Source organism: Paraburkholderia caledonica (assembly GCF_000383275.1).
In the GTDB taxonomy this organism is placed as follows: domain Bacteria; phylum Pseudomonadota; class Gammaproteobacteria; order Burkholderiales; family Burkholderiaceae; genus Paraburkholderia; species Paraburkholderia caledonica.
This window is the reverse complement of sequence record NZ_KB911050.1, coordinates 107,479-126,028: the sequence shown is the minus strand read 5'-3', so window position 1 is coordinate 126,028 and position 18,550 is coordinate 107,479. Positions and strand designations below refer to the sequence as shown.

16 protein-coding genes are annotated in these 18,550 nt (G+C 60.8%); 3 read left to right on the top strand and 13 right to left on the bottom strand.

The window, feature by feature from the left end:
* Positions 1 to 18: 18 nt before the first annotated feature.
* Positions 19 to 1,047, top strand: a complete 1,029-nt coding sequence (locus H281_RS0131375) for a GntR family transcriptional regulator (protein WP_020071090.1) — start codon at positions 19 to 21, stop codon at positions 1,045 to 1,047.
* Between the two features lie 37 nt (positions 1,048 to 1,084).
* Here the strand turns inward: H281_RS0131375 and H281_RS0131370 are convergent, their stop codons facing one another.
* Genes H281_RS0131370 through sapR form a run of 7 tightly spaced genes read right to left on the bottom strand, consistent with a single transcriptional unit; the run spans position 1,085 to position 7,921 of the window.
* A complete protein-coding gene (locus tag H281_RS0131370; protein WP_020071089.1) occupies positions 1,085 to 1,852 on the bottom strand; it encodes an ABC transporter ATP-binding protein in 768 nt (255 codons plus the stop codon).
* The gene (locus H281_RS0131365) at positions 1,849 to 2,739 is read right to left on the bottom strand and encodes an ABC transporter ATP-binding protein (RefSeq protein ID WP_020071088.1); all 891 of its coding nucleotides are present in this window, start codon (positions 2,737 to 2,739) and stop codon (positions 1,849 to 1,851) included. The genes H281_RS0131370 and H281_RS0131365 overlap by 4 nt, the downstream gene beginning before the upstream one ends.
* A gap of 1 nt (position 2,740) precedes the next feature.
* Positions 2,741 to 3,655: a nickel transporter permease gene (nikC, locus tag H281_RS0131360; RefSeq protein WP_027805109.1), complete on the bottom strand. Its 915-nt coding sequence runs from the start codon at positions 3,653 to 3,655 to the stop codon at positions 2,741 to 2,743.
* A 58-nt stretch (positions 3,656 to 3,713) separates the two neighbouring features.
* Positions 3,714 to 4,784, bottom strand: a complete 1,071-nt coding sequence (locus tag H281_RS0131355; protein ID WP_020071086.1) for an ABC transporter permease — start codon at positions 4,782 to 4,784, stop codon at positions 3,714 to 3,716.
* A 21-nt stretch (positions 4,785 to 4,805) separates the two neighbouring features.
* Complete coding sequence (locus tag H281_RS0131350) at positions 4,806 to 6,413, bottom strand: ABC transporter substrate-binding protein (RefSeq protein ID WP_020071085.1); 1,608 nt, start codon at positions 6,411 to 6,413, stop codon at positions 4,806 to 4,808.
* A gap of 57 nt (positions 6,414 to 6,470) precedes the next feature.
* A complete protein-coding gene (gene ddpX, locus H281_RS0131345; RefSeq protein WP_027805108.1) occupies positions 6,471 to 7,037 on the bottom strand; it encodes a D-alanyl-D-alanine dipeptidase in 567 nt (188 codons plus the stop codon).
* 5 nt (positions 7,038 to 7,042) lie between these two features.
* A complete protein-coding gene (gene sapR / locus H281_RS0131340) occupies positions 7,043 to 7,921 on the bottom strand; it encodes a sap1 transcriptional regulator SapR (RefSeq protein WP_020071083.1) in 879 nt (292 codons plus the stop codon).
* Positions 7,922 to 8,363: 442 nt separating this feature from the next.
* Between sapR and H281_RS0131335 the strand changes: the two genes are divergently transcribed.
* Positions 8,364 to 9,272: a hypothetical protein gene (locus H281_RS0131335; protein WP_164701964.1), complete on the top strand. Its 909-nt coding sequence runs from the start codon at positions 8,364 to 8,366 to the stop codon at positions 9,270 to 9,272.
* A gap of 143 nt (positions 9,273 to 9,415) precedes the next feature.
* Here H281_RS0131335 and H281_RS0131330 read toward each other — a convergent pair whose 3' ends face one another.
* Together H281_RS0131330 and H281_RS0131325 are read right to left on the bottom strand one after the other, a co-directional pair.
* Positions 9,416 to 10,567, bottom strand: a complete 1,152-nt coding sequence (locus H281_RS0131330; protein WP_020071081.1) for a branched-chain amino acid ABC transporter substrate-binding protein — start codon at positions 10,565 to 10,567, stop codon at positions 9,416 to 9,418.
* 148 nt (positions 10,568 to 10,715) lie between these two features.
* Positions 10,716 to 11,951: an NAD(P)/FAD-dependent oxidoreductase gene (locus H281_RS0131325; protein ID WP_020071080.1), complete on the bottom strand. Its 1,236-nt coding sequence runs from the start codon at positions 11,949 to 11,951 to the stop codon at positions 10,716 to 10,718.
* A 389-nt stretch (positions 11,952 to 12,340) separates the two neighbouring features.
* Here H281_RS0131325 and H281_RS0131320 point away from each other — a divergent pair, with 389 nt between their 5' ends.
* Positions 12,341 to 13,744, top strand: coding sequence for an aminotransferase-like domain-containing protein (locus tag H281_RS0131320; protein WP_020071079.1), 1,404 nt, complete (start codon positions 12,341 to 12,343; stop codon positions 13,742 to 13,744).
* A gap of 383 nt (positions 13,745 to 14,127) precedes the next feature.
* Here the strand turns inward: H281_RS0131320 and H281_RS0131315 are convergent, their stop codons facing one another.
* The 4 genes from H281_RS0131315 to H281_RS0131300 all read right to left on the bottom strand — a co-directional run bounded on the left by H281_RS0131315 (position 14,128) and on the right by H281_RS0131300 (position 18,473).
* Entirely contained in the window at positions 14,128 to 14,751 is a 624-nt protein-coding gene (locus H281_RS0131315; RefSeq protein ID WP_027805107.1) for a hypothetical protein, read from the bottom strand.
* A gap of 605 nt (positions 14,752 to 15,356) precedes the next feature.
* On the bottom strand, positions 15,357 to 16,484 hold the full coding sequence (locus H281_RS0131310) for a porin (protein WP_020071077.1): 1,128 nt from the start codon (positions 16,482 to 16,484) through the stop codon (positions 15,357 to 15,359).
* 328 nt (positions 16,485 to 16,812) lie between these two features.
* A complete protein-coding gene (locus H281_RS0131305) occupies positions 16,813 to 17,169 on the bottom strand; it encodes a host attachment protein (RefSeq protein ID WP_020071076.1) in 357 nt (118 codons plus the stop codon).
* Between the two features lie 89 nt (positions 17,170 to 17,258).
* A complete protein-coding gene (locus H281_RS0131300; protein WP_020071075.1) occupies positions 17,259 to 18,473 on the bottom strand; it encodes an alkene reductase in 1,215 nt (404 codons plus the stop codon).
* Positions 18,474 to 18,550 lie beyond the last annotated feature (77 nt).

Here is an 18,550-nt window from a genome sequence, read left to right as displayed (position 1 = left end):
CCGGCGGCGCCGCTGACTGTGGACCCGGTCCATCCGACCAATTCCGCGGAGGTATCGCCCGAAGCCGATAACCGGTTGCGCTATCGCGTGATTCACGACCGGCTGAAGTCGGCCATTGCGCTCGGCAATATCGCGCCGGGACTCGTGCTGCTGGAAGGACCGGTCGCGCGTATCTTCGGCACGAGCCGCGTGCCGGTAAGAAAGGCCTTCGAGATGCTGCACGCCGGCGGCCTGCTGCTCACCTTCGAAGGACGGGGCTACCTCGTGGCGAATGCGGACGGCAGCGCACCCGAGCCGCTGCGCGCGCCGATCTCCGAAGACACGCTGGGCTTCGACCGTCCCTCTGAACCGCTGGATATCCCTTCGAACAGCGAGCGCATTTACGATTCGCTAGAAGCCGCCATCTCGCTTGGCATCGTGTTCGGGCATTTTCGTATCGACGAAAGCAATGCGGCCGAAGTCTTCGGTGTGAGTCGCGGAACCGTGCGTGAAGCGCTCAACCGGCTGCGTGACCGCGGGCTGGTCGAGAAGTCCGCGTACTCGCATTGGCTGTGCGGACCGCTCACCGCCCGCGCCGTGCGGCAGGATTACGAGTTGCGCACGTTACTTGAGCCGGCGGCACTGCTGGCGAGCGCGCCGTCACTGTCGCGTGACCAGCTCGAAGCGGCACTGCGCGACGTCGAGCGTGCGATAAAAGACCCGGATTCAGTCGATGCAAGCACGCTGTACCACCTGGAAGTCACGCTGCACGATACGTTCCTGAGCGGTGCGCCGAACCGCAAGTTGCTCGCGACGATCAGCCAGGCACATATGCCGCTAATCGTGAACCACGCTTTCTACGATGCGTTCCGGCTGCATCCGGAGATGAGCACGCTCACGGAGCACCGGACCGTGATCGAACTGCTGCTGCGCGGGGAGTTCGCCGCGGCGTCAACGGCGCTCGCCGTGCACCTTCGACATGGCGAAACGCGTACACGTCAGCGATTAAAGGTGCTCGCCGTGCTGCCCGATCCGGATCTGCCTAGTTACATGCAGCGGATTGCATAAGCCGCGAACGTGGGCGATTTCTGCCCGCATTTTTGCTTCATAACGACGCGTCCACGCCGAACGATTCCGCGACCTTACGCTGATAACCGCCTGTCGCGAGCAACAGGCTGCGCGAGTACTCGCTCTCGACCTTTTGTGCCCGAATGCTTTCTATAGGAAGCTCTTCGACGATCTCTCCATTGCGCATGATCGCCACGCGCGAGCACAGAAAGCCGACCACGGCGAGATTGTGACTGACGAGGATCATCGTCAGATTGCGCTCGTGATGCAGGCGCTTCAACAGGTTGAGAATTTCGGCTTGCACCGAGACATCGAGCGCGGACGTCGGTTCATCCAGCAGCACGATGCGCGGCTCGACGATCAACGCTCGCGCGATCGCCACCCGCTGCCGTTGCCCTCCCGACAGTTGATGCGGATAGCGAAAGCGAAAAGACGGATTCAGTCCTACTTCGCGCAGCGCGTTCAAGATCCTCGCTTCATGATCGCCAATGCCGTTGATACGTAGCGGCTCGCGCAGCGTCTGATCGACGGTGAAGCGTGGATGCAGCGAGCCATAGGGGTCCTGAAACACCATCTGCACATCGCGCCTGCGCATGTCGCGATCCGAACCGGCGATATGCAGGGACCCCTCTGCAACGGGTGTGAGTCCGCTCAGCGCGCGAAGAATAGTCGACTTGCCGGAGCCCGATTCACCGACCAGACCGAACACCTCGCCTGCCGCGACATGAAAGCTTGCGCCGCGAACCGCATCGACGAGTCCCGTGGCCGTCTTGAAGCGAACGGTCAGTGCATCGACGCGAATCATAACGGCGCTCCTTGCTGTTCGCCTAAGTCGTTGAGCCATGCCGAGTCGCGCGAGAGCACGGGCAACTCGACAGGCGGATCCACAAGCGGCGGGTTCGCGGCAAGCAGCCCGCGCGTGTACGGATGTTGGGCATTCACCAGATCGCGCGCCGCGCAGGTTTCGATGACGCGACCGGCGTACATCACGACCACGCGATCGCAGAACGACATGACGAGCGGCAAGTCGTGACTAATGAAAATGAGGCCCGTCTGGTGCTTTTCGATGAGTTCATCGAGCACGGCCAGCACCTGCATGGAGACCAGCACGTCGAGCGCGCTCGTCGGTTCATCTGCGATCAGCAGGCGTGGACCTGTCGAGACCATCATCGCGATCATCACGCGTTGCCCCATGCCGCCTGACAACTCATGCGGGTACGAGCGGGCGACGCGCTCAGGATTGCGAATATGCACGGACTCGAGCGCCGCGACGACCTTTGCCCGCATTTCCCGACGGCCAAGTTTTGGATCACGCAGCGCGAATGCTTCGCGCATCTGCTGCTCGACGGTCATGACCGGATTGAGCGAATACTTCGGGTCCTGCAGAATCATGCCCATTTGCGAGCCGCAAAAGCGACGGCGTTTATGGGCCGGCATCGCCAGCATGTCCTGGCCGTCAAAGCGCAGACTTTTGGCCGTGCAATGTGCGGCGGGCGGCAACAAGCCGAGCAGCGCGCGGCCTGTGAGCGATTTGCCCGAACCCGACTCGCCGACAATGCCGAGTCGTTCGCCCTTTTTCAACGTGAGCGAGAGACCGCGTACCGCTTCGTTCAGCGTGCCGTCATGCGCGCGAAACGCAATGCGCAGGTCGTCGATTTCACACAGCGGATGGGCCGCTTCGCTCGTGTGCATGTCAGTCTCCATGACGCGGATCGAACACGTCGCGCAGCCCGTCACCGAGCAGGTTGAACGCGAGGCTGACGAGCAGAATGGCGAAGCCCGGTATCGTGGCGACCCACCATGAATCGAGCAGCACGTTGCGCCCGGAAGCGACCATGAAGCCCCATTCGGGACTCGGCGGTTGCGCGCCAAGCCCGAGAAAGCCGAGACCCGCGACCGTGAGAATGATGCCGGCCATGTCGAGCGTCGCCCGCACGATCACGGACGACATGCAGAGCGGCACCACGTAGCGCAGCAGGATGCGCAGATTCGACGCGCCTTGCAGACGTGCAACCTGAATGAAATCGGCCTGCACGAGCCTCAAGGTTTCGGCGCGAGCGAGACGTGCATATGCGGGCCACGCCGTGATGGAGATTGCGATCACGGCATTGATCACGCCGGGTCCCAACGCTGCGGCGAAAGCGAGCGCGAGCACGATTTTCGGAAACGCCAGCGCGATGTCGGTTACGCGCATCAGCACGTTATCGACCCAGCCGCCGAAGAAGCCCGCTGTCGTGCCTATCATGAGGCCAATCGGCACCACCACGACGACCACGAGTATGGCTATCGACAAAGTGAGGCGCGAGCCGTAAATGATGCGCGAGAGGATGTCGCGCCCAAGCTGGTCGGTGCCGAGCCAGTGCGATGGCGAGCCCGGCGGCAGCAGGCGGTCCGACAGCACCTGACGCAAAGGATCATGCGGCGCGATCCACGGTCCGATGATCGCGACGATCACGAGCACCATGAGGATCGCAAAGCCGAATACCGAAAGCGGATTGCCCGCGAAACGCCGCCAGCGTCGATAGGCGAGGCCCAACGCTGCCTGTTTGCGCGACGCGGGCGTATCGGTGAGCAGCCATTGCTTCCACGTTAGGCGCGCGGCATTCATCGGCCAGTCCTGCGTCGAATGTTCAAGAGGATGACGCACGTCGAAAGTCTCCGTTGCATCAGCGGGCGCGTGGATCGAACACGCGATAGAGCGCGTCGGTGAGCAGATTCAACGCGATGAAAGTGGCACCTATCACAAGCGTGCTGCCAAGCACGGCGTTCATGTCGGCATTGAGCAACGCACCCGTCAGATACGATCCGATGCCGGGCCACGCGAATACGATCTCGGTCAACACCGAACCCTCCAGCAGGAAGCTATACGAGAGGGCGATCACCGTGAGCAGCGGCACGGCGATATTGCCGAAGGCGTGCACCCACACGACGCGCCGCTCGGGCACGCCCTTCGCGCGCGCCGTCGTGATGTACTCCTGGTTCAATTGATCGAGCATGAACGAGCGTGTCATCCGGCTGAGGTACGCGACGGAGTAGTAGCCGAGTATTGCCGCGGGCAACGCGACGTGCGAGATTGCATTGAAGAACACATCCCACTCGCCGGCCATCAGCGAATCGACTAGCAGGCTGCCTGTGCGCGGCTCGACCATGCCGTCGAACACCGGGTCCAATCTCCCGGGACCCGACACCCAATGCAACTTCGCATAGAACAGCAACAGGCCCATCAGCCCGAGCCAGAAAACAGGCACGGAACTGCCGATGAGGCCCACGAAGCGCGCGACGTGATCGATCCAGCGGTTATGGCGCGTCGCCGCCACCACGCCGAGCGGCACGCCGACCAGCACGCCGGCGATGGTCGCGAGCGTGGCCAGTTCGAGCGTGGCGGGAAACACGCGGCGAATGTCGTCAAGTACCGGACTGGCTGTCAGCAGCGACACGCCAAGGTTGCCGTGCAGGACCGCATTCACGTAGATCAGAAATTGCTCGACGAGAGGCTTGTCCAGACCCAGCTGGATGCGCGCGGCCGCATAGGCGGCGGCCGACGCGCGATCCCCGAGTATCGCGAGCACCGGATCGATTGGCACCTTGCGGCCGATCACGAACGTCACAGCGAGCAGACCCGTGAAGGTGATGGCGAGCGTCAGCGCCCAGCGCAAAACGCGCAGCGTCCAGCGCACGCTCGCGCGGCGCGCGGACGCGGCGCGAATGCGGTCGATAGGAGTCAACGTTGTCGACATGGTTCGGACGCCGCCCGGCGATTACTGTTTCTTCACGTGCAGGTACGACACCAGGTCGTTGATCGGCCCAACTTCGAGCCCCGACACGCCTGGCCGCATCGCTACCTGCGATACCTGCTGGAACATGATGACGAACGGCGACTGCGCGAGCATTTCCTTCTGCATCGCCTGATAAAGCTGCGCGCGTTTTGCAGTGGACGATTCGGCGAGTGCGGCATTGGTTTCTTTCGTCAGACCGGCGATGTCCCACGAATTGCGCCATGCGAGCATTTTGTACGAGGACTTGTCGGAGTTGTCCGGGTTCCACGCGAAGCCCTGCGCATTGCTGTGCGGGTCGATGTAGTCGGCAGACCATTCGCCGATGTAGATGTCATGCTGGCGCGCGCGGTACTTGGCGAGCGTCTGCTTGTTATCGCCCGGAATAATGTCGACCTTGATTCCGGCTTGAGCCAGATTGGCTTGCACCGCCTGCGCGATCTCGTTGTACGGATAGGCGCTACGCACGTCCATCGTCACGTTGAAGCCGTTCGGCAAGCCTGCTTTGGCGAGCAGTGCCTTTGCCTTTGCGACATCCTGGTGATACGGGTTGCTGTTGAGCGCGCCAAGAAAACCTTCTGGCAAAAACGTTTGATGAACCTTATAGGTCGTCTTCACCACGTTCGTCTGAATGCCGTTGTAATCGATCAGCCACTTCATTGCTTCCTGCACTTCGGGCTTCGCGAGATTCGGGTTCTTCACGTTCAAGCCGAGATACAGCAACGTGGCTTGCGGTACGGCCGTCACGTGAGCCTTGTTCGACTTTGTCAATGCAGCGAGGTCGTCCGGGCTCAGATTGCGCGCAATGTCCGCGTCGCCATTTTCGAGTAGCAGGCGCTGGCTCGATGCTTCGGGAACATGTCGCAGCACGATGCGCTTCATGGCGAGCGGCATGCGGTAATCGTCGTATTTCTGCAGGATGATGCTGTCGTTGGCGGTCCATTTGACCAGCTTGTAAGCGCCCGATCCGGCCTCGTTCGTGCGCAGCCATTCGTTGCCGAAGTCATTGCCTTTCTGATGGGACATCAGCAGTTTTTTATCGAGCACGGAAGCGGGCCACGCGCCCAGAACGTTCAGCACGAAGGTCGGCGCGTACTTCTGATCGGTCGTGATACTGACCGTTGAATCGTCGATCTTTTTGACCTTGTCGAGCGCGTTCTCTTTGGTGAGCCCGATGCCCTGCAGCACGGCGGCAGCGCCTTTGTCGAGAAGCACGCAGCGCTGAATCGACCATGCGACGTCATCGGCCGTCAGAGGGTTGCCGGAGTGGAACTTGAGACCGGAGCGGATCTTGAAGGTGAATGTGAGTCCGTCGGGGCTCACGGTCCAGGATTGCGCGGCGTCCCCGTTGAATTTCGATGGGTCTTTCAAGTCGACCCGTACCAGGCGGTCATAGGTGTTCGCGACATATTCTTCCGGCACCAGTTCGTAGACCTCGCCGGGATCGAGCGTCGAAAATTCGTCGAGCGTCGTGGCCATGACAAGCATGTCTTTCGGCGTCGCCGCGAGCGCGCTGCCTGTCATCGAGGTGGAAAACGTCAGCGCGGATGCCACCGCGACCGCTGCCAGCGCATTGCGCAAAACCAGATTCATACTTGCTCCGCATGTAAAGGAAGAGAACCTGCAAACGGACAGCCAGAACCTACCAGGTCACATCAACTTCAACGGGCCGCTTTCGCTGTTGTCTATAACCGGCAGCGCACGCGAGCCAGGCAATTCGTAATGCCACCATTCGCTTGCGATGTGCGCAAAGCCGGCCGCGTGCATGATGCCCAGCAACAGCAGGCGATTGCGCTGCACAGACTGCGGCAGTCCTTGATGGAAATGCTCGGAAGCCTTCACCATCTCGTCGAAACCGGTGCCCATGTCTAGCGGTTGACCGTCGCCGTCTATCAGCGTGAGGTCGACGGCTGTGCCACGGCTATGATTCGAGCCACGGCCCAGTTCGGCGATGTACGTCGGGTCGGGCAGAAAGTCCCACAGCACCTTTTGCGCTTGCGGCGGCCGATAGGCGTCGAAGATACGCAACGTCATGCCTGCGCTGTCCGCGAGTTCGACGGCTTTGCGCAATGCAGCTTCGGCGGGTTCGAGCAGCAGGCAATGCGCTTCGCGGTAGATCGGCTTGCCCGTGAAATTGCGGGACGTCGCATAAACGAGGTCGATATCCACTCGATGTGTGTCGGGGGTGATAGGTATCAGGCGAGGAGTGTCGGTCATGGCTATCAGAATTCGAATTGATCGAGTTCGCGCTGCAGTTCGCGATTGCGCGCGACGCGCCCGTCGATGGCGGGGCCGAGACATTCAACAATTGAACTCAGCAGAAGATTGAAGAGACACGTGAGCGGCGCAAGCGAGTCCCAGAACTGGCCGACGTCCGTCTTGACTTGCAACAGATCGCATTCGAAATCGCGCGCCCACGGGCAATAGAGATCGGTGACGAGCGCGAAGGCGATGGCGCGTTGCGTCGCGGCTTCGCAATAGCGGCGTGCGATGCGTGAATAGGCGCGCGTGTCCGTCACGATCAGGTAGGGCGATGCAAATTCGGAGTTCAGTGAATCCACGTACGAGCCCGACATTCCGTCGGAATAGAACACGCGTGGTCGCAGGTATTCGAGGTAGCTGAAAAACGCATTCGAGATGCCGCGAGTCGATTGAATGCCGACGACATACACGGCGTCAGCCGTGGCAACGCGCTCTGCGACTCGCCCAAATCCTTCGCTTCGTGCGAGCTGGTAGACATCGCGTACGGCGTCTACCTCCAGCTCCATTGAGCGGGCGAGCGAGTCGCCTTGCGAACTCGTGCGTTGCGTGTCTTCTTGATGGCGCTCGCTGCGATACGCATCGAGGCGATCGGTAATGAACCAGGGACGTGTTTGCGCGCCGCGTAACTCGCGCTTCAGCTCATCGAGATTGCGATAACCGACGCTACGCAGGAAGCGTCCAACGGAAATGCCGCTCGTTCCTGTCTGCTGTGCGATCTGATCGGCCGTTTCAAGACCGAGCCGGTCGAGATTCGCCAGCATATAGCTCGCAATGCGCTTGGCCGTCGGCGTGAGCGTCGTAAAGCTCTCTTTGACGGTATGGGCGAACGCAGTGGGCATCGGATCTTGTGCGTTAGTGTGCGTTATTTATCTGTCACAGCGACGTGCGCTGGTAGCTATCTGACAAGGACAATAAAGCGGACGCTACCTTAATTTTTCAATCGAAGACATCCCGTCGATAGTCGATTCGAAGTGCGAAGGTGTACGGGCGCAAAGCTATTGCAGCATGCGTTCAGATCGCATTTCGCGTATTGCCGTGTGGTGCAGCGCGTCCCGAAAGTGTGACCAACCTGCGTGGGTTGACCAGGATCGGGATCGACATCCACTGCGAACGCTTCGAATTCCGTTGCGTTTGTTTCGCGTCTGCGTAGTGCAGCTTCGCGGCTGCGCGCCGTAGCTCGACAACGTCCGCTAGTCTTGACTCGCGCCCTCACGTGTCTGCGCTCGCTCTGCTGAGACTGCAGAACTGGCTGGAGGACTCGTCTCGAACAAGGAGCTAGCTGTGTCCAGTATTAAAACGAAACCCAATTTGACGATCAACACGTCGAGCGTCACGCAACATTCGTCCACGGGCTCGTCTGAGCCGTTGAGTGCATCACCGTCGGCGCGCGCCAGGAATCCGGCGCTGGCCGCTTTGCCACCTTCACCAACCAGTCCGCGCGCTTCCGCTGGCCGCCTGTTCCGCGTTGCAGACGCCGCGCAGAAGTTCAAAGGCAGCGGAAACGTGGGTGTCGAAACCAAGCTGCAGCCGAAACTCGAAGCGGGAAAGGCACATAAGGACGTTGCGTTCCAGGAGGGTGGCGGCTTTGTCGTCAAGAGCACATATACGAAGAAGTTCTCCGCTGATGAGATGGCTCAGCGAACCGCAGACCATCAGGCTAAGCTGGCAAAACATGAAGCGGATGTCAGCGCCTTTAAGGAGCAGAATCCGCAACTGGAAGGAAAGAAACTTGACAAGGCCCTCGGCCAGCAGAAGTTGGGCAGTGCGCCCAAGCCACCCAAGCCAACCAGACCGCTTGGATCGAATGAAGTCGAATATCACCCGCCTGGCGGCATACATTCTCTGAATCAGACGGATCTTCCTGGTCAGCCCGGCGAGTTCGGCGGCTCCTATGCGCGCGTCAAGCGCAGTGATGGCGGTTCTTCTTCCGAGTTCGAACGGCTGAGCCGCTTTGGTAAGTTCGGGGACAACCAGACTATAGAGGGCAAGCCGCTCGGCGGGCAGAGCAGAGCCGATCCATCCACTATCAGGCGGCAAGCGCCTGAGCGACGCAATTCTGAGCCGCCGTCACCGGCCACGGCCCACGCCGTTCTGGACAAGTACTACAACAAGCCCGTCGAGACGATGAAAGAACTCGAGTCGGGCAAGCCATATAAGGACATTGCGCAGGCGTCCTCGTTGGACGAGTAACTTTTCTCACCGCCACGCCTGGCTGTTCGCAGACACGGTCAACTGCGAGCAGACCAGTGCGGATCTTTATGGCTCGTCGCGGTTGCGAAGAGCAAGCACATTAGACGCCGCCGATATGTCGTGTAGGTGTGTAATTGCGCATTTCAGGCGCCGCTCCCTCCCAGCGTTTTCATGCTCTTCCATTGACCCTGTTGAACCTGAAACAGCGTGTACGGCGGCTTGATCAGATCGCCGTACGGGTCAAACGCGATCTGTCCGGTCACGCCCGTGACGTTGACCTTCGACAGACTATCGACGATCTTCGAGCGGTCGAGCGAATTCGCCGTGTGAATCGCCTTGAGCATCGCGAGCGCAGCGTCATACGCAAACGGCGCGTACAGTTCCACGTCCTGATTGAAGCGTGCCTTGTAACGCTTGCCGAACTCGAGCGCAGCCGGCTGCTTGTCGAGCGCGGGACCGGGTTCCAGATCCTGCGTGCCGTCGCCCGCGGTGCCGGCGATCTGCAGGAACGCATTGCTCTTCAACGCGCCCGCGCCGAACAGTTGCGCGTTCATGCCCAGAGAGCGCATCTGCTTGATCAGCATTGCGCCCTGTTCATCTAGGCCACCGAAGAAAATCAGATCGACGTTCCTGCTTTTCAACGTCGTCAGGATGGCGCGGAAATCGACCGCTTTGTCGTTCGTAAATTCGCGAACTACGATGTTGCCGTTTGCTTCCTTGGCGCCTTTCTCGAAGGCGTCCGCGAGACCCTGGCCGAACGCCGTGCGGTCGTCGATGATGCCGATCCGCTTCGCCTTCATCTGCTCAACCACGAAATGTCCTGCGACCACGCCGCCGATGCCATCGTGGCCCATCGTGCGAAACACGTTCTTGTAGCCCTGCTTGGTCAATTGCGGATTGGTCGAGCCCGGCGTGATCATCGCGACATTTGCCTGGTGATAGACCGTCGACGCCGGAATGCTGCAACCCGAGTTGTAATGGCCTATTACGCCGACCACGCCATCGTCGACCAGCTTCTGCGCGACCTGAATCGCAACGCGCGGATCGGCCTGATCGTCCTGCACGTCGAGCACGAATTTGACGGGCTTCCCGCCGACAGTGGGATGTCGTGCGTTTTCTTCGTCGATCGCCAGTTGCGCACCGTACTGCAGGTCTTTCCCAACCCGTGCAACAGGGCCCGTTAAAGGTCCGACAAAGCCGATCTTGACGACTTCCGGATCGGCTGCCGACGCAAACGGCGTCTGGGCGCCGAGTAGGCAGACGGCAAAATTCAACAGCCAGTTGCGGCGATTCATGATGAGCTCCTTGCGAGATGTCACGTCGCGCGTTATGTCGAACGAGCGGTTCGATGCGCGACGCGTCGAAACCGTCCCACGTATGGGTAGATGAAACTGAAACCTGTCGCTGCTGTGTCCGGTGAGTTGTCCGCAGTCTGGTCCTTCGCTAAATGCCAAAACGCGTCGCCGCATATGGCGCAAGATCGAGCGGAGGCGCACGACGCGCAACCAGGTCCGCGACGATTCGCCCGCTCACGCCGGCCAGCGTGAGCCCAAGATGCTGGTGACCGAATGCATAGATCACACGCTCGCTTGCACGTGAGCGCGCGAGCACCGGCACACCGTCGGGCAAGGTCGGACGAAAGCCAAGCCAGCTGGAGTCCGGCTTTTCGAGCAGAGGTAACGCGCGTCGTGATGAAAACGTCAACAGGTCGAGCAACGAGCGGTTGCGCGTGTCGCTGAAGCCGCCCAGTTCGACGGTTCCCGCGACGCGGATGCCGTCGCTCATCGGCGTCATGTAAAAGCCCCGTTCGGCCCAGCCGACAGGCCGCGAAATGAGTTGCTGCGCGCCCGGATAACGCACGTGATAGCCGCGCTCCGTGTCGAGCGGCACGACGTCGCCGCATTGCCGCGCGAACTGCGCTGAGCGCGCGCCCGTAGCGATGACCACATGACCAAAGCGCCGCGTGACTCCGTCGGCCGTCACGCTTGCGCCATCGCCGGAAGGCTGCACCGCGCTGACAGTCGAACGCTGCAGCGTCAGTCCTTGCGCCGCCAGTTGCTCAAAAAGCGCTTGCAGGAAGCCTTGCGGATCCGAGAAATGCCAGCTGTCGCTGAACAGCACGCCGCGCTCGAAAATCGGCGCGAGCGATGGTTCGAGCGCGCGGATGTCGTTGCCGCCCAGCACGTCGAAGATCACACCCAGCTTCTTGCGTAGATCGAGCGCGGGGCGCGCCGCGTTGAACGAAGCTGCGCTGGAGTAGAGATACAGGCATTCACGTGACCGCACGAAGCGCGCGAGTTCGGCGTTCGCCAGCAACGGCGCATAGCCTTCCTGCGCTTGCGCGAGCAGCGCAGCGAGCGCGCCCGCGCTCGCCTCATAGCGGCGCGGCAGCGAACTCATCATGAAGTGCGCGAGCCACGGCACGAGGTGCGGCAGGTATTGATAGCGCAGCCTGAACGGGCTGTCGCCTGAAAACAGGTAGCGCGGCAGGTCACGGAACACAGACGGGTTGTTCACCGGAATGCACGCGTAATGCGCGAACGTCCCTGCGTTGCCGAACGACGCGCCTTGCCCGACGCCGGACGGATCGAATATCGTGACCCGATGTCCGTCGCGCATCAACGAAGCGGCGCTGGCAAGGCCGATGAATCCCGCGCCGACGATGGCGATCTCAGACATTACTGGCGTCCATCGCGATCATCGCGACGTGCTGTTGACGTAAAGCCGCGCCGGGTTTGGGCGGTGCGTCGGAGACCGTGGACTGCGTAACACGCACTGGAACACTCCTGCTGACTGATTCCTGAACGATGCCGGGCGGCGTCGCGCCACGCTCGCTACCAGACAAACTCTGGCATCTAGAATCACACAATAAATTTTTGTGTGCAATTAAAACGATTGTTGTGTGGTCCTGGCATTTTCCCTGGATGAAGGCGGGCACAATCTTCGCCGCTGTCCACGACCACGTCGGGACCGTCAGGAAGGCATACGCTCGGGCGTGTCTGGTATAGAATCGCCACACCTCCGCACAATTGCGGACAAAGCCGGTTTGTATGGAGACAGTTGATCTTATGGCTTCTGGCAAAGACGCAGCCTGCGCGGCCAACGGCGCGCCGGAGCAGGCGAAGCGATCGACCTACATCGAAGTGTCTAGCTCGATCGAGAGCGAAATCCGCAGCGGCGTCTATCCGCCCGGCAGCCGTCTGCCGCCGCAGCGGCAACTGGCGACTGAACTGGGCATCAACGTGTCGACGGTGTCGCGTGCCTACAAGGAATTGCAGTTGCGCGGGCTGGTGATCGGCAGCAAGCGACGCGGCTCGCTAGTAACTGGCGGCGCGATGCCGAGCGTTGAACCGGCGCGCGCGACGAACAATGCCGCCATCGACCTGACGGTGAACCGGCCGGCCACGGGCGAATTTCTGGAGTGTCTGGCGCGCACGCTCGCCGAGTTGCCGCGCGATCCACGCTATGCGCAATTGCAGGAATACCAGCCGCCACAAGGTCCCGAATGGGCGCGCGCGGCTGGCGCACGCTGGATGGCGGCGCCCGGATTTACGCCGGATGCCGCGCACGTGGTCGTCACGAGCGGCGCGCAGCACGGCCTGTATGCGGTGCTGAACAGTCTGATCGGCACGGACGGCGTGATCCTCGCCGACCGGCTCACCTACTACGGGCTGAAGGCGCTTGCGCCCGTGTTCCAGTTCGAGATCGTCGGCATTCCGAGCGACGCCGACGGCCTGCTGACCGATGAGCTCGACGCCGCATGCCGGCGCATGCCGGTCAAGGCGATCTTCACGGTGCCCAATCTGCAGAATCCGACTGTCACGACGATGAGTCTCGAACGCCGGATGGCGCTCGTCGACATCGCGCGCAGGCACGGTGTCGTGATCATCGAAGACGACGTATATGGACCACTGGTGTCTCAGCGTCTGCCGACACTCGCGAGTCTGTGTCCGGAGCTGACCTTTCATATCGCCGCGACGTCGAAGATTCTCGCGCCCGGGCTGCGGCTCGGCTATCTGGCGAGTCCGCCCGACAGTTCCGCGCTGTGCGCGGAGGCCGTTCGCACTACCGCGTGGATGCCCGCGCCGATGTCGATGCTGATCGCGTCGATCTGGATCGAGGACGGTACCGCGCGCCACATCATGGATGCGCAACTCGCGGAGATTCGCGCGCGTCAGGCGCTCGCGCGGGAGTTGTTGCCGCAGTCGTTGCTACAGACCGATCCCGCCTGCATGTTCGTCTGGCTGAAGCTGCCGCCGCCCTGGCGCGCCGATGATTTTGCAGCCAACGCGAAGGCGCGCGGCGTGGTGGTCATGCCGTCGTCGGCGTTCGCGGTGGATCGCTCGGAAATCGAGCATGGCGTGCGTATCAATCTCGCGTGTGCATCGAGCCGCGATCAGCTCGTGAGCGCGTTGCGGTTGCTGGCGGGCACGTTAAAGGATCGGCCGAGGGCATTGTTTGGGACGATCTGAGTTCTGGCTCGTCGATGTCGCAAAGGCGGCTTCGCTTCAGGCTATCTACTACTCGTGCAAACCGTCGAAGCTGACGAGAAGCACATGTTCGACCTCATTGTGCCTGCCCTGATCGCCGTCTCCTCGCGATGATGGGTAACACAACAACCTGCCGGACCATCAATGTGCAACGTGATTGCGTCGAGTCCATGAACGTTGACTTTCACCTAGCCGTATTTCGCCGAGGTTGCACAAGAATTTAGATGAGTGCGAGAGGTCGAGGAAGCGACCCTATCGTCAGGCAGACGGTGCGGAATTAAAGGACCAGGAACTTTCGCCCAAGGCTGGGCTCAGCGCCGCTCATGGCAAGCGCCTCAGCGAGCGTGAGCCCATCTGGATCCCGATTAGCGGAAGCCGTAGACAACGATTTTCTTCCCCTCAAAATTCTCTTGCACAGCCTGCTCGCAATATTGCGGGCACATTACCGAGTTGTCTCCGCTCGCGCCGGAGACAGTGACCGCCCTGTAAACAACGGATTCGACGAGCGTCCCATCCGCGGCGATGACCATGTTCAGGTCAGTCTCGACACCCGCCGGCACGGCTCCCCCGGCGGTATAAATGATTTTCATGGTGCCGGTGCAATCGGAGTTCACCGAGTATGTTCCGTTCTGGTTTGGATTGAAGGTCGTGAGGCCCCCTTTCGGCAGCCCGCCGATCATGCCGAAGTCGGTGCGCGTGAAGCCGCCCGTGCCATCGAACGTCACGAGGGCGACGTCATCAAGAATCAACGTGGACGCATAGGGAGCGACTTTATTGTTCGGTCCTATCAATCCGATAATTTCACCGTGACCGGTAAATGCATACGGTCCTCTGAGCGTTGCGTTCGAACAAAGGCCGCGTGGGCCGCCGTGTCCGTCGTGTCCCTCGTGGCTGTCGTGTCCACCGGGACCCTCGGCTTGCGCGGCGCTGCTGAGTAAGAGAAGCGCCACGACGGTTGCTGAGAGAATGCTGAATGGTTTGATCTTCACGATAATCTCCTTGTTACCCAATCTGGCGCGAACCATCTCAGCGCAGGGGCCCATTGCCTGGCGGGATGAGACGCCCAATTCAAACGGAATGGAATTAGAGAATCGGTGCAGCGATAGGGCTGCCGCTGTTTGCGGAAACGAGCGATGGAAGAAAGAGGGCCGTCGGTGCTATTAGCTTTGGCTCACAGGATGCGAGAAAGCTCGTCGTTCGCTAGCTAGTTAATTGGCGAAACTAACTGGCGAAACGCTTCACCAAGCAGTAGTTTTGCCCGGTGTCGGCAGGCACGTGCAGAAGGGGTGCACGAAAGTCCGCGAATTTGTGACTTCGTGAGTCAGCCACGCTTTAATGTCGCATAGCAAAGGGGAGCGTAGTCCACAAACTTTGCCGATGCCAAACGAATATCGGACAAAACGCAGGCGCATTCAGAATCGCGTTGAGAGGACGATGGACTTTATCGAGTGATTCCCGACGACTCCGAAGAATCTTCGTTGAAGTGCGCTGTGCCCGAGCCCAAGGTGAATCTGCGCCGGCGGGTGGCTCGCCGGCGCACACGGCTCTTGCGCTAACACAGGGCTAACTCGCTAACCCTGCGCGCCAGACTTCCTTAGAAGCGGGTGAGTATACCGACCGAACCCATGACCTGATTGCCCGTCGACGAAGCGCCACCTGCGTTGTACATGACCGCGACGTTTTTGTTGCCGGTTGCATGCTGGTACATAGCTTCGGCATACAGCTCCGTACGCGTCGACAGCGAGTAGCGCGCAATCGCGTTGACTTGATTCCACTTCGGATCGGCGCCGAACGACGTTGCACCACTCAGATGCGCATCGGTGTAGGCATAAGAAACGCCGAGCATGAGCGCTGGCGTAACTGCGTACTTGCCATTGAGTTCGTAGTTGTCAAAATGAGCGCCACCATTTTTCAGCCCGAACGCGTTCGTATTCTGATATTGGCTGTGCGTGTAAACAAAGCCGACCGTCGCTGGGCCGAAGCCGTAGCTCACGCCTGCACCAGCCGTACGCTGTACATCCGACGTCAGGCCACCCTTGAACTCGGTTGGATCAGCGGCACCCGTGGTATTCGGATTCGAAGCGCCCGAACCATTGATCTGCAGGTAGGCGGCAGCCACGTTCAAGCCGCCGAATTTGTAGCTGGCGCCCGCGCTGTACGCACGATCGACAGCAAAGCCTGTTTGGGTGTTACTGAACGCATACATACCGCCAGCCTTGAAGCCCGCATAGTCAAGGCTGGTGAACTTGACCGCGTTGTTGAAGCGAACGCTATGTTGCAGGTTGTCGTTGTCATACGGATGCGCGAACCCCGAGTCACCGAACGGGCCTGCTGTGGCAGACAGCGGTGCGACGAAATCAACCATCGAGTCATACTGGCGGCCCAACGTGACGGTGCCAAAACTGTTGCTGCTCAGGCCGACATACGCCTGGCGACCAAACATCCGGCCACCCTGGCCGAGCGTGCCGTTATTGACGTTGAAGCCATTTTCGAGCACGAAGACGGCCTTCAGGCCGCCACCGAGATCTTCCGTGCCACGCAGGCCGAAGCGGCTACCGCTGATGTTGCCGCTCGCCAGTGCAACCCGGCTGCTTCCGCCGACGTTATTCGTGTAAGTGATACCGGCGTCGATGAGGCCGTACAGCGTGACCGAGGTCTGTGCGTGGGCGGCCGTCGCGGCAAGCGCAACGGAGACAGCGAGGGCGATGCGAATCTTTTTCATGAATTAACTCGAGCGTGTTGGGATTGCGTCAGAAGACAGCGGGGCGAGTATAAAACCGCCCAAGCGGCGCACTTCATTTCCGGTCTGGATTGGACCTTTGCGTATTTCTGAAGTAATTCGCCACAATTTCGCCACAATTCGGGTGGTGTCCCAGCCCGCAAGGCGCAGCGCTTCCGTGCTTCATCGCACCGCTCGAGTCGCTGTTGTATCGAAGCGACGGTATTGGGGTTAGCCGCCGCCGCGAACCAGAGAGAACACGCCCGCGTGCAGGCCCGACTCTCTGACGGCTTGACGCATTTAATGCGGCATACGACCGGGCAGTTCGCCGTCAATGACTTCGCAGGTGCGCTTGAACTTCGCGCGCATCGAGGGCCGAGAGGTCTTCGTTGATCTCTTCGAAAACCATCTGACGCGTCTCCTCGCTCAGGCGCGCGCGCAGCATCCCGAGAAACTTCGGCTCGGCGGCTAATCGTAATCGCTGATACCGCTGATGGAGCCGTCCCTGTTCGATATAGTCGGCGACGGTCTTCGCGAACTTTTCGCGATCCTTCTCGCTCAGCGCCGGTCCACTTGGGCCGACATTGACGAGGTCTTCGATTTCCCGCAATTCCAGTTTAAGTCCCGGTGTCTCGAAGATTCGTGCACGGCTGCCGTCGGCAACGACAACCCAGGTAGTCACAACCATGGTGCGCCTCTCAGCAATGATCGATCGCCGACTCTGCGGCCATCGCAAATCGTCGCGTGACGTCAGCGGGCTCGCCGGTCAACGACGGTCTATCTCCAACGCCCGTCGATGACGGACCGTGGGGCCTCCCCGCGCTCCTGCGCAAGCGACGGATAGTCGGTGTATCCGCGCTCGCCGCCGCCGTAGAACGTGGACGGATCCGGCGAATTGAGCGGAGCGTGCAACCGGAGGCGTTCGGGCAGATCGGGATTGGCGATGAACGGGCGTCCGAACGCGATCAGGTCCGCGTTGCCATCCTCGAGCCATCTTTCCGCACTGCTGCCGTCGAACCCGCCTGCGACCATCAGCACACCGCGATAGGTGCGCCGTATCATCTCGCTCATGCGTTTCGCACGCTCCGTGAAAGTGCCGTCCTCACCGGTCGCCGCCAGCGCGGGATTAACGATGTGCAAATAAGCGAGCCGGTATCGATTGAGTTTCTCGATGACGTAAGAGAACGTCGCCTCGGGATCGTCGTCATGCATGTCGTTGAAGGTGCCGAGAGGAGAAAGCCGCACGCCGACCCTTTCGGGCCCCCAGACTTCGCAAACCGTCTCGATCACCTCAAACAGCAGCTTGGCCCGGCGCTCGCTCGACCCGCCATATTCGTCCGTGCGGCGGTTTGTGCCGGACAACAGGAACTGGTCGAGCAGATACCCATTCGCTGCGTGCACTTCGACGCCGTCCATACCGGCAGCCTTTGCGTTGCGCGCACCCCTGAAATACTGGCGCACGAGGTATGGCATCTCTTCGATCTGCAGCGCGCGGGGCGTGACGCAGGGCGCGAGGACACCTTCGCCGCGCTCATTCTCGATGAACGCCTCCGCTTTCGGCTGGAGCGCAGACGGCGCAACAGGCAGCATTTCATCAGGCTGCAACGAAGGGTGCGATATGCGTCCGACGTGCCAGAGCTGCATGAACATCAACCCGCCCGCCTCGTGCACGGCGTTCGCCACGAGCCGCCAGCCTTCGACCTGCTCGCGACTGTGAATCCCGGGCGTCCACGCATAGCCCTGTCCTTGCATCGACACCTGCGTCGCCTCGCTGATGATGAGCGCGGCCGATGCACGCTGCGCGTAATAGCAGGCGTTGAGCTGAGACGGTATGTTGCCTGGCCGGCTCGCGCGCGAACGCGTCAGCGGCGCCATCACGGCACGATGTCGCAGGTTGTACGGCCCCACCTTGACGGGTTCGAAGAGCTTGCGCAGCGGGATCTGTTCGTCGTGCTGCCCGGCGGCAGCAAACGTGGTTTCCGTATCCGGCATGAATTCGCTCCTTGCGTTTTTGACTCGGCCCGAAAAGTACTGCCATGACGTTTCCAGGCGTCGGCGTCGGATCACAT

Excerpts from the sequence above, each read along its gene's own strand:
- H281_RS0131370 (WP_020071089.1), bottom strand. The coding sequence starts at position 1,852 with ATGATTCGCGTCGATGCACTGACCGTTCGCTTCAAGACGGCCACGGGA.
- H281_RS0131365 (WP_020071088.1), bottom strand. The coding sequence starts at position 2,739 with ATGCACACGAGCGAAGCGGCCCATCCGCTGTGTGAAATCGACGACCTG.
- nikC (WP_027805109.1), bottom strand. The coding sequence starts at position 3,655 with ATGAATGCCGCGCGCCTAACGTGGAAGCAATGGCTGCTCACCGATACG.
- H281_RS0131355 (WP_020071086.1), bottom strand. The coding sequence starts at position 4,784 with ATGTCGACAACGTTGACTCCTATCGACCGCATTCGCGCCGCGTCCGCG.
- H281_RS0131350 (WP_020071085.1), bottom strand. The coding sequence starts at position 6,413 with ATGAATCTGGTTTTGCGCAATGCGCTGGCAGCGGTCGCGGTGGCATCC.
- ddpX (WP_027805108.1), bottom strand. The coding sequence starts at position 7,037 with ATGACCGACACTCCTCGCCTGATACCTATCACCCCCGACACACATCGA.
- sapR (WP_020071083.1), bottom strand. The coding sequence starts at position 7,921 with ATGCCCACTGCGTTCGCCCATACCGTCAAAGAGAGCTTTACGACGCTC.
- H281_RS0131330 (WP_020071081.1), bottom strand. The coding sequence starts at position 10,567 with ATGAATCGCCGCAACTGGCTGTTGAATTTTGCCGTCTGCCTACTCGGC.
- H281_RS0131325 (WP_020071080.1), bottom strand. The coding sequence starts at position 11,951 with ATGTCTGAGATCGCCATCGTCGGCGCGGGATTCATCGGCCTTGCCAGC.
- H281_RS0131320 (WP_020071079.1), top strand. The coding sequence starts at position 12,341 with ATGGCTTCTGGCAAAGACGCAGCCTGCGCGGCCAACGGCGCGCCGGAG.
- H281_RS0131310 (WP_020071077.1), bottom strand. The coding sequence starts at position 16,484 with ATGAAAAAGATTCGCATCGCCCTCGCTGTCTCCGTTGCGCTTGCCGCG.
- H281_RS0131305 (WP_020071076.1), bottom strand. The coding sequence starts at position 17,169 with ATGGTTGTGACTACCTGGGTTGTCGTTGCCGACGGCAGCCGTGCACGA.
- H281_RS0131300 (WP_020071075.1), bottom strand. The coding sequence starts at position 18,473 with ATGCCGGATACGGAAACCACGTTTGCTGCCGCCGGGCAGCACGACGAA.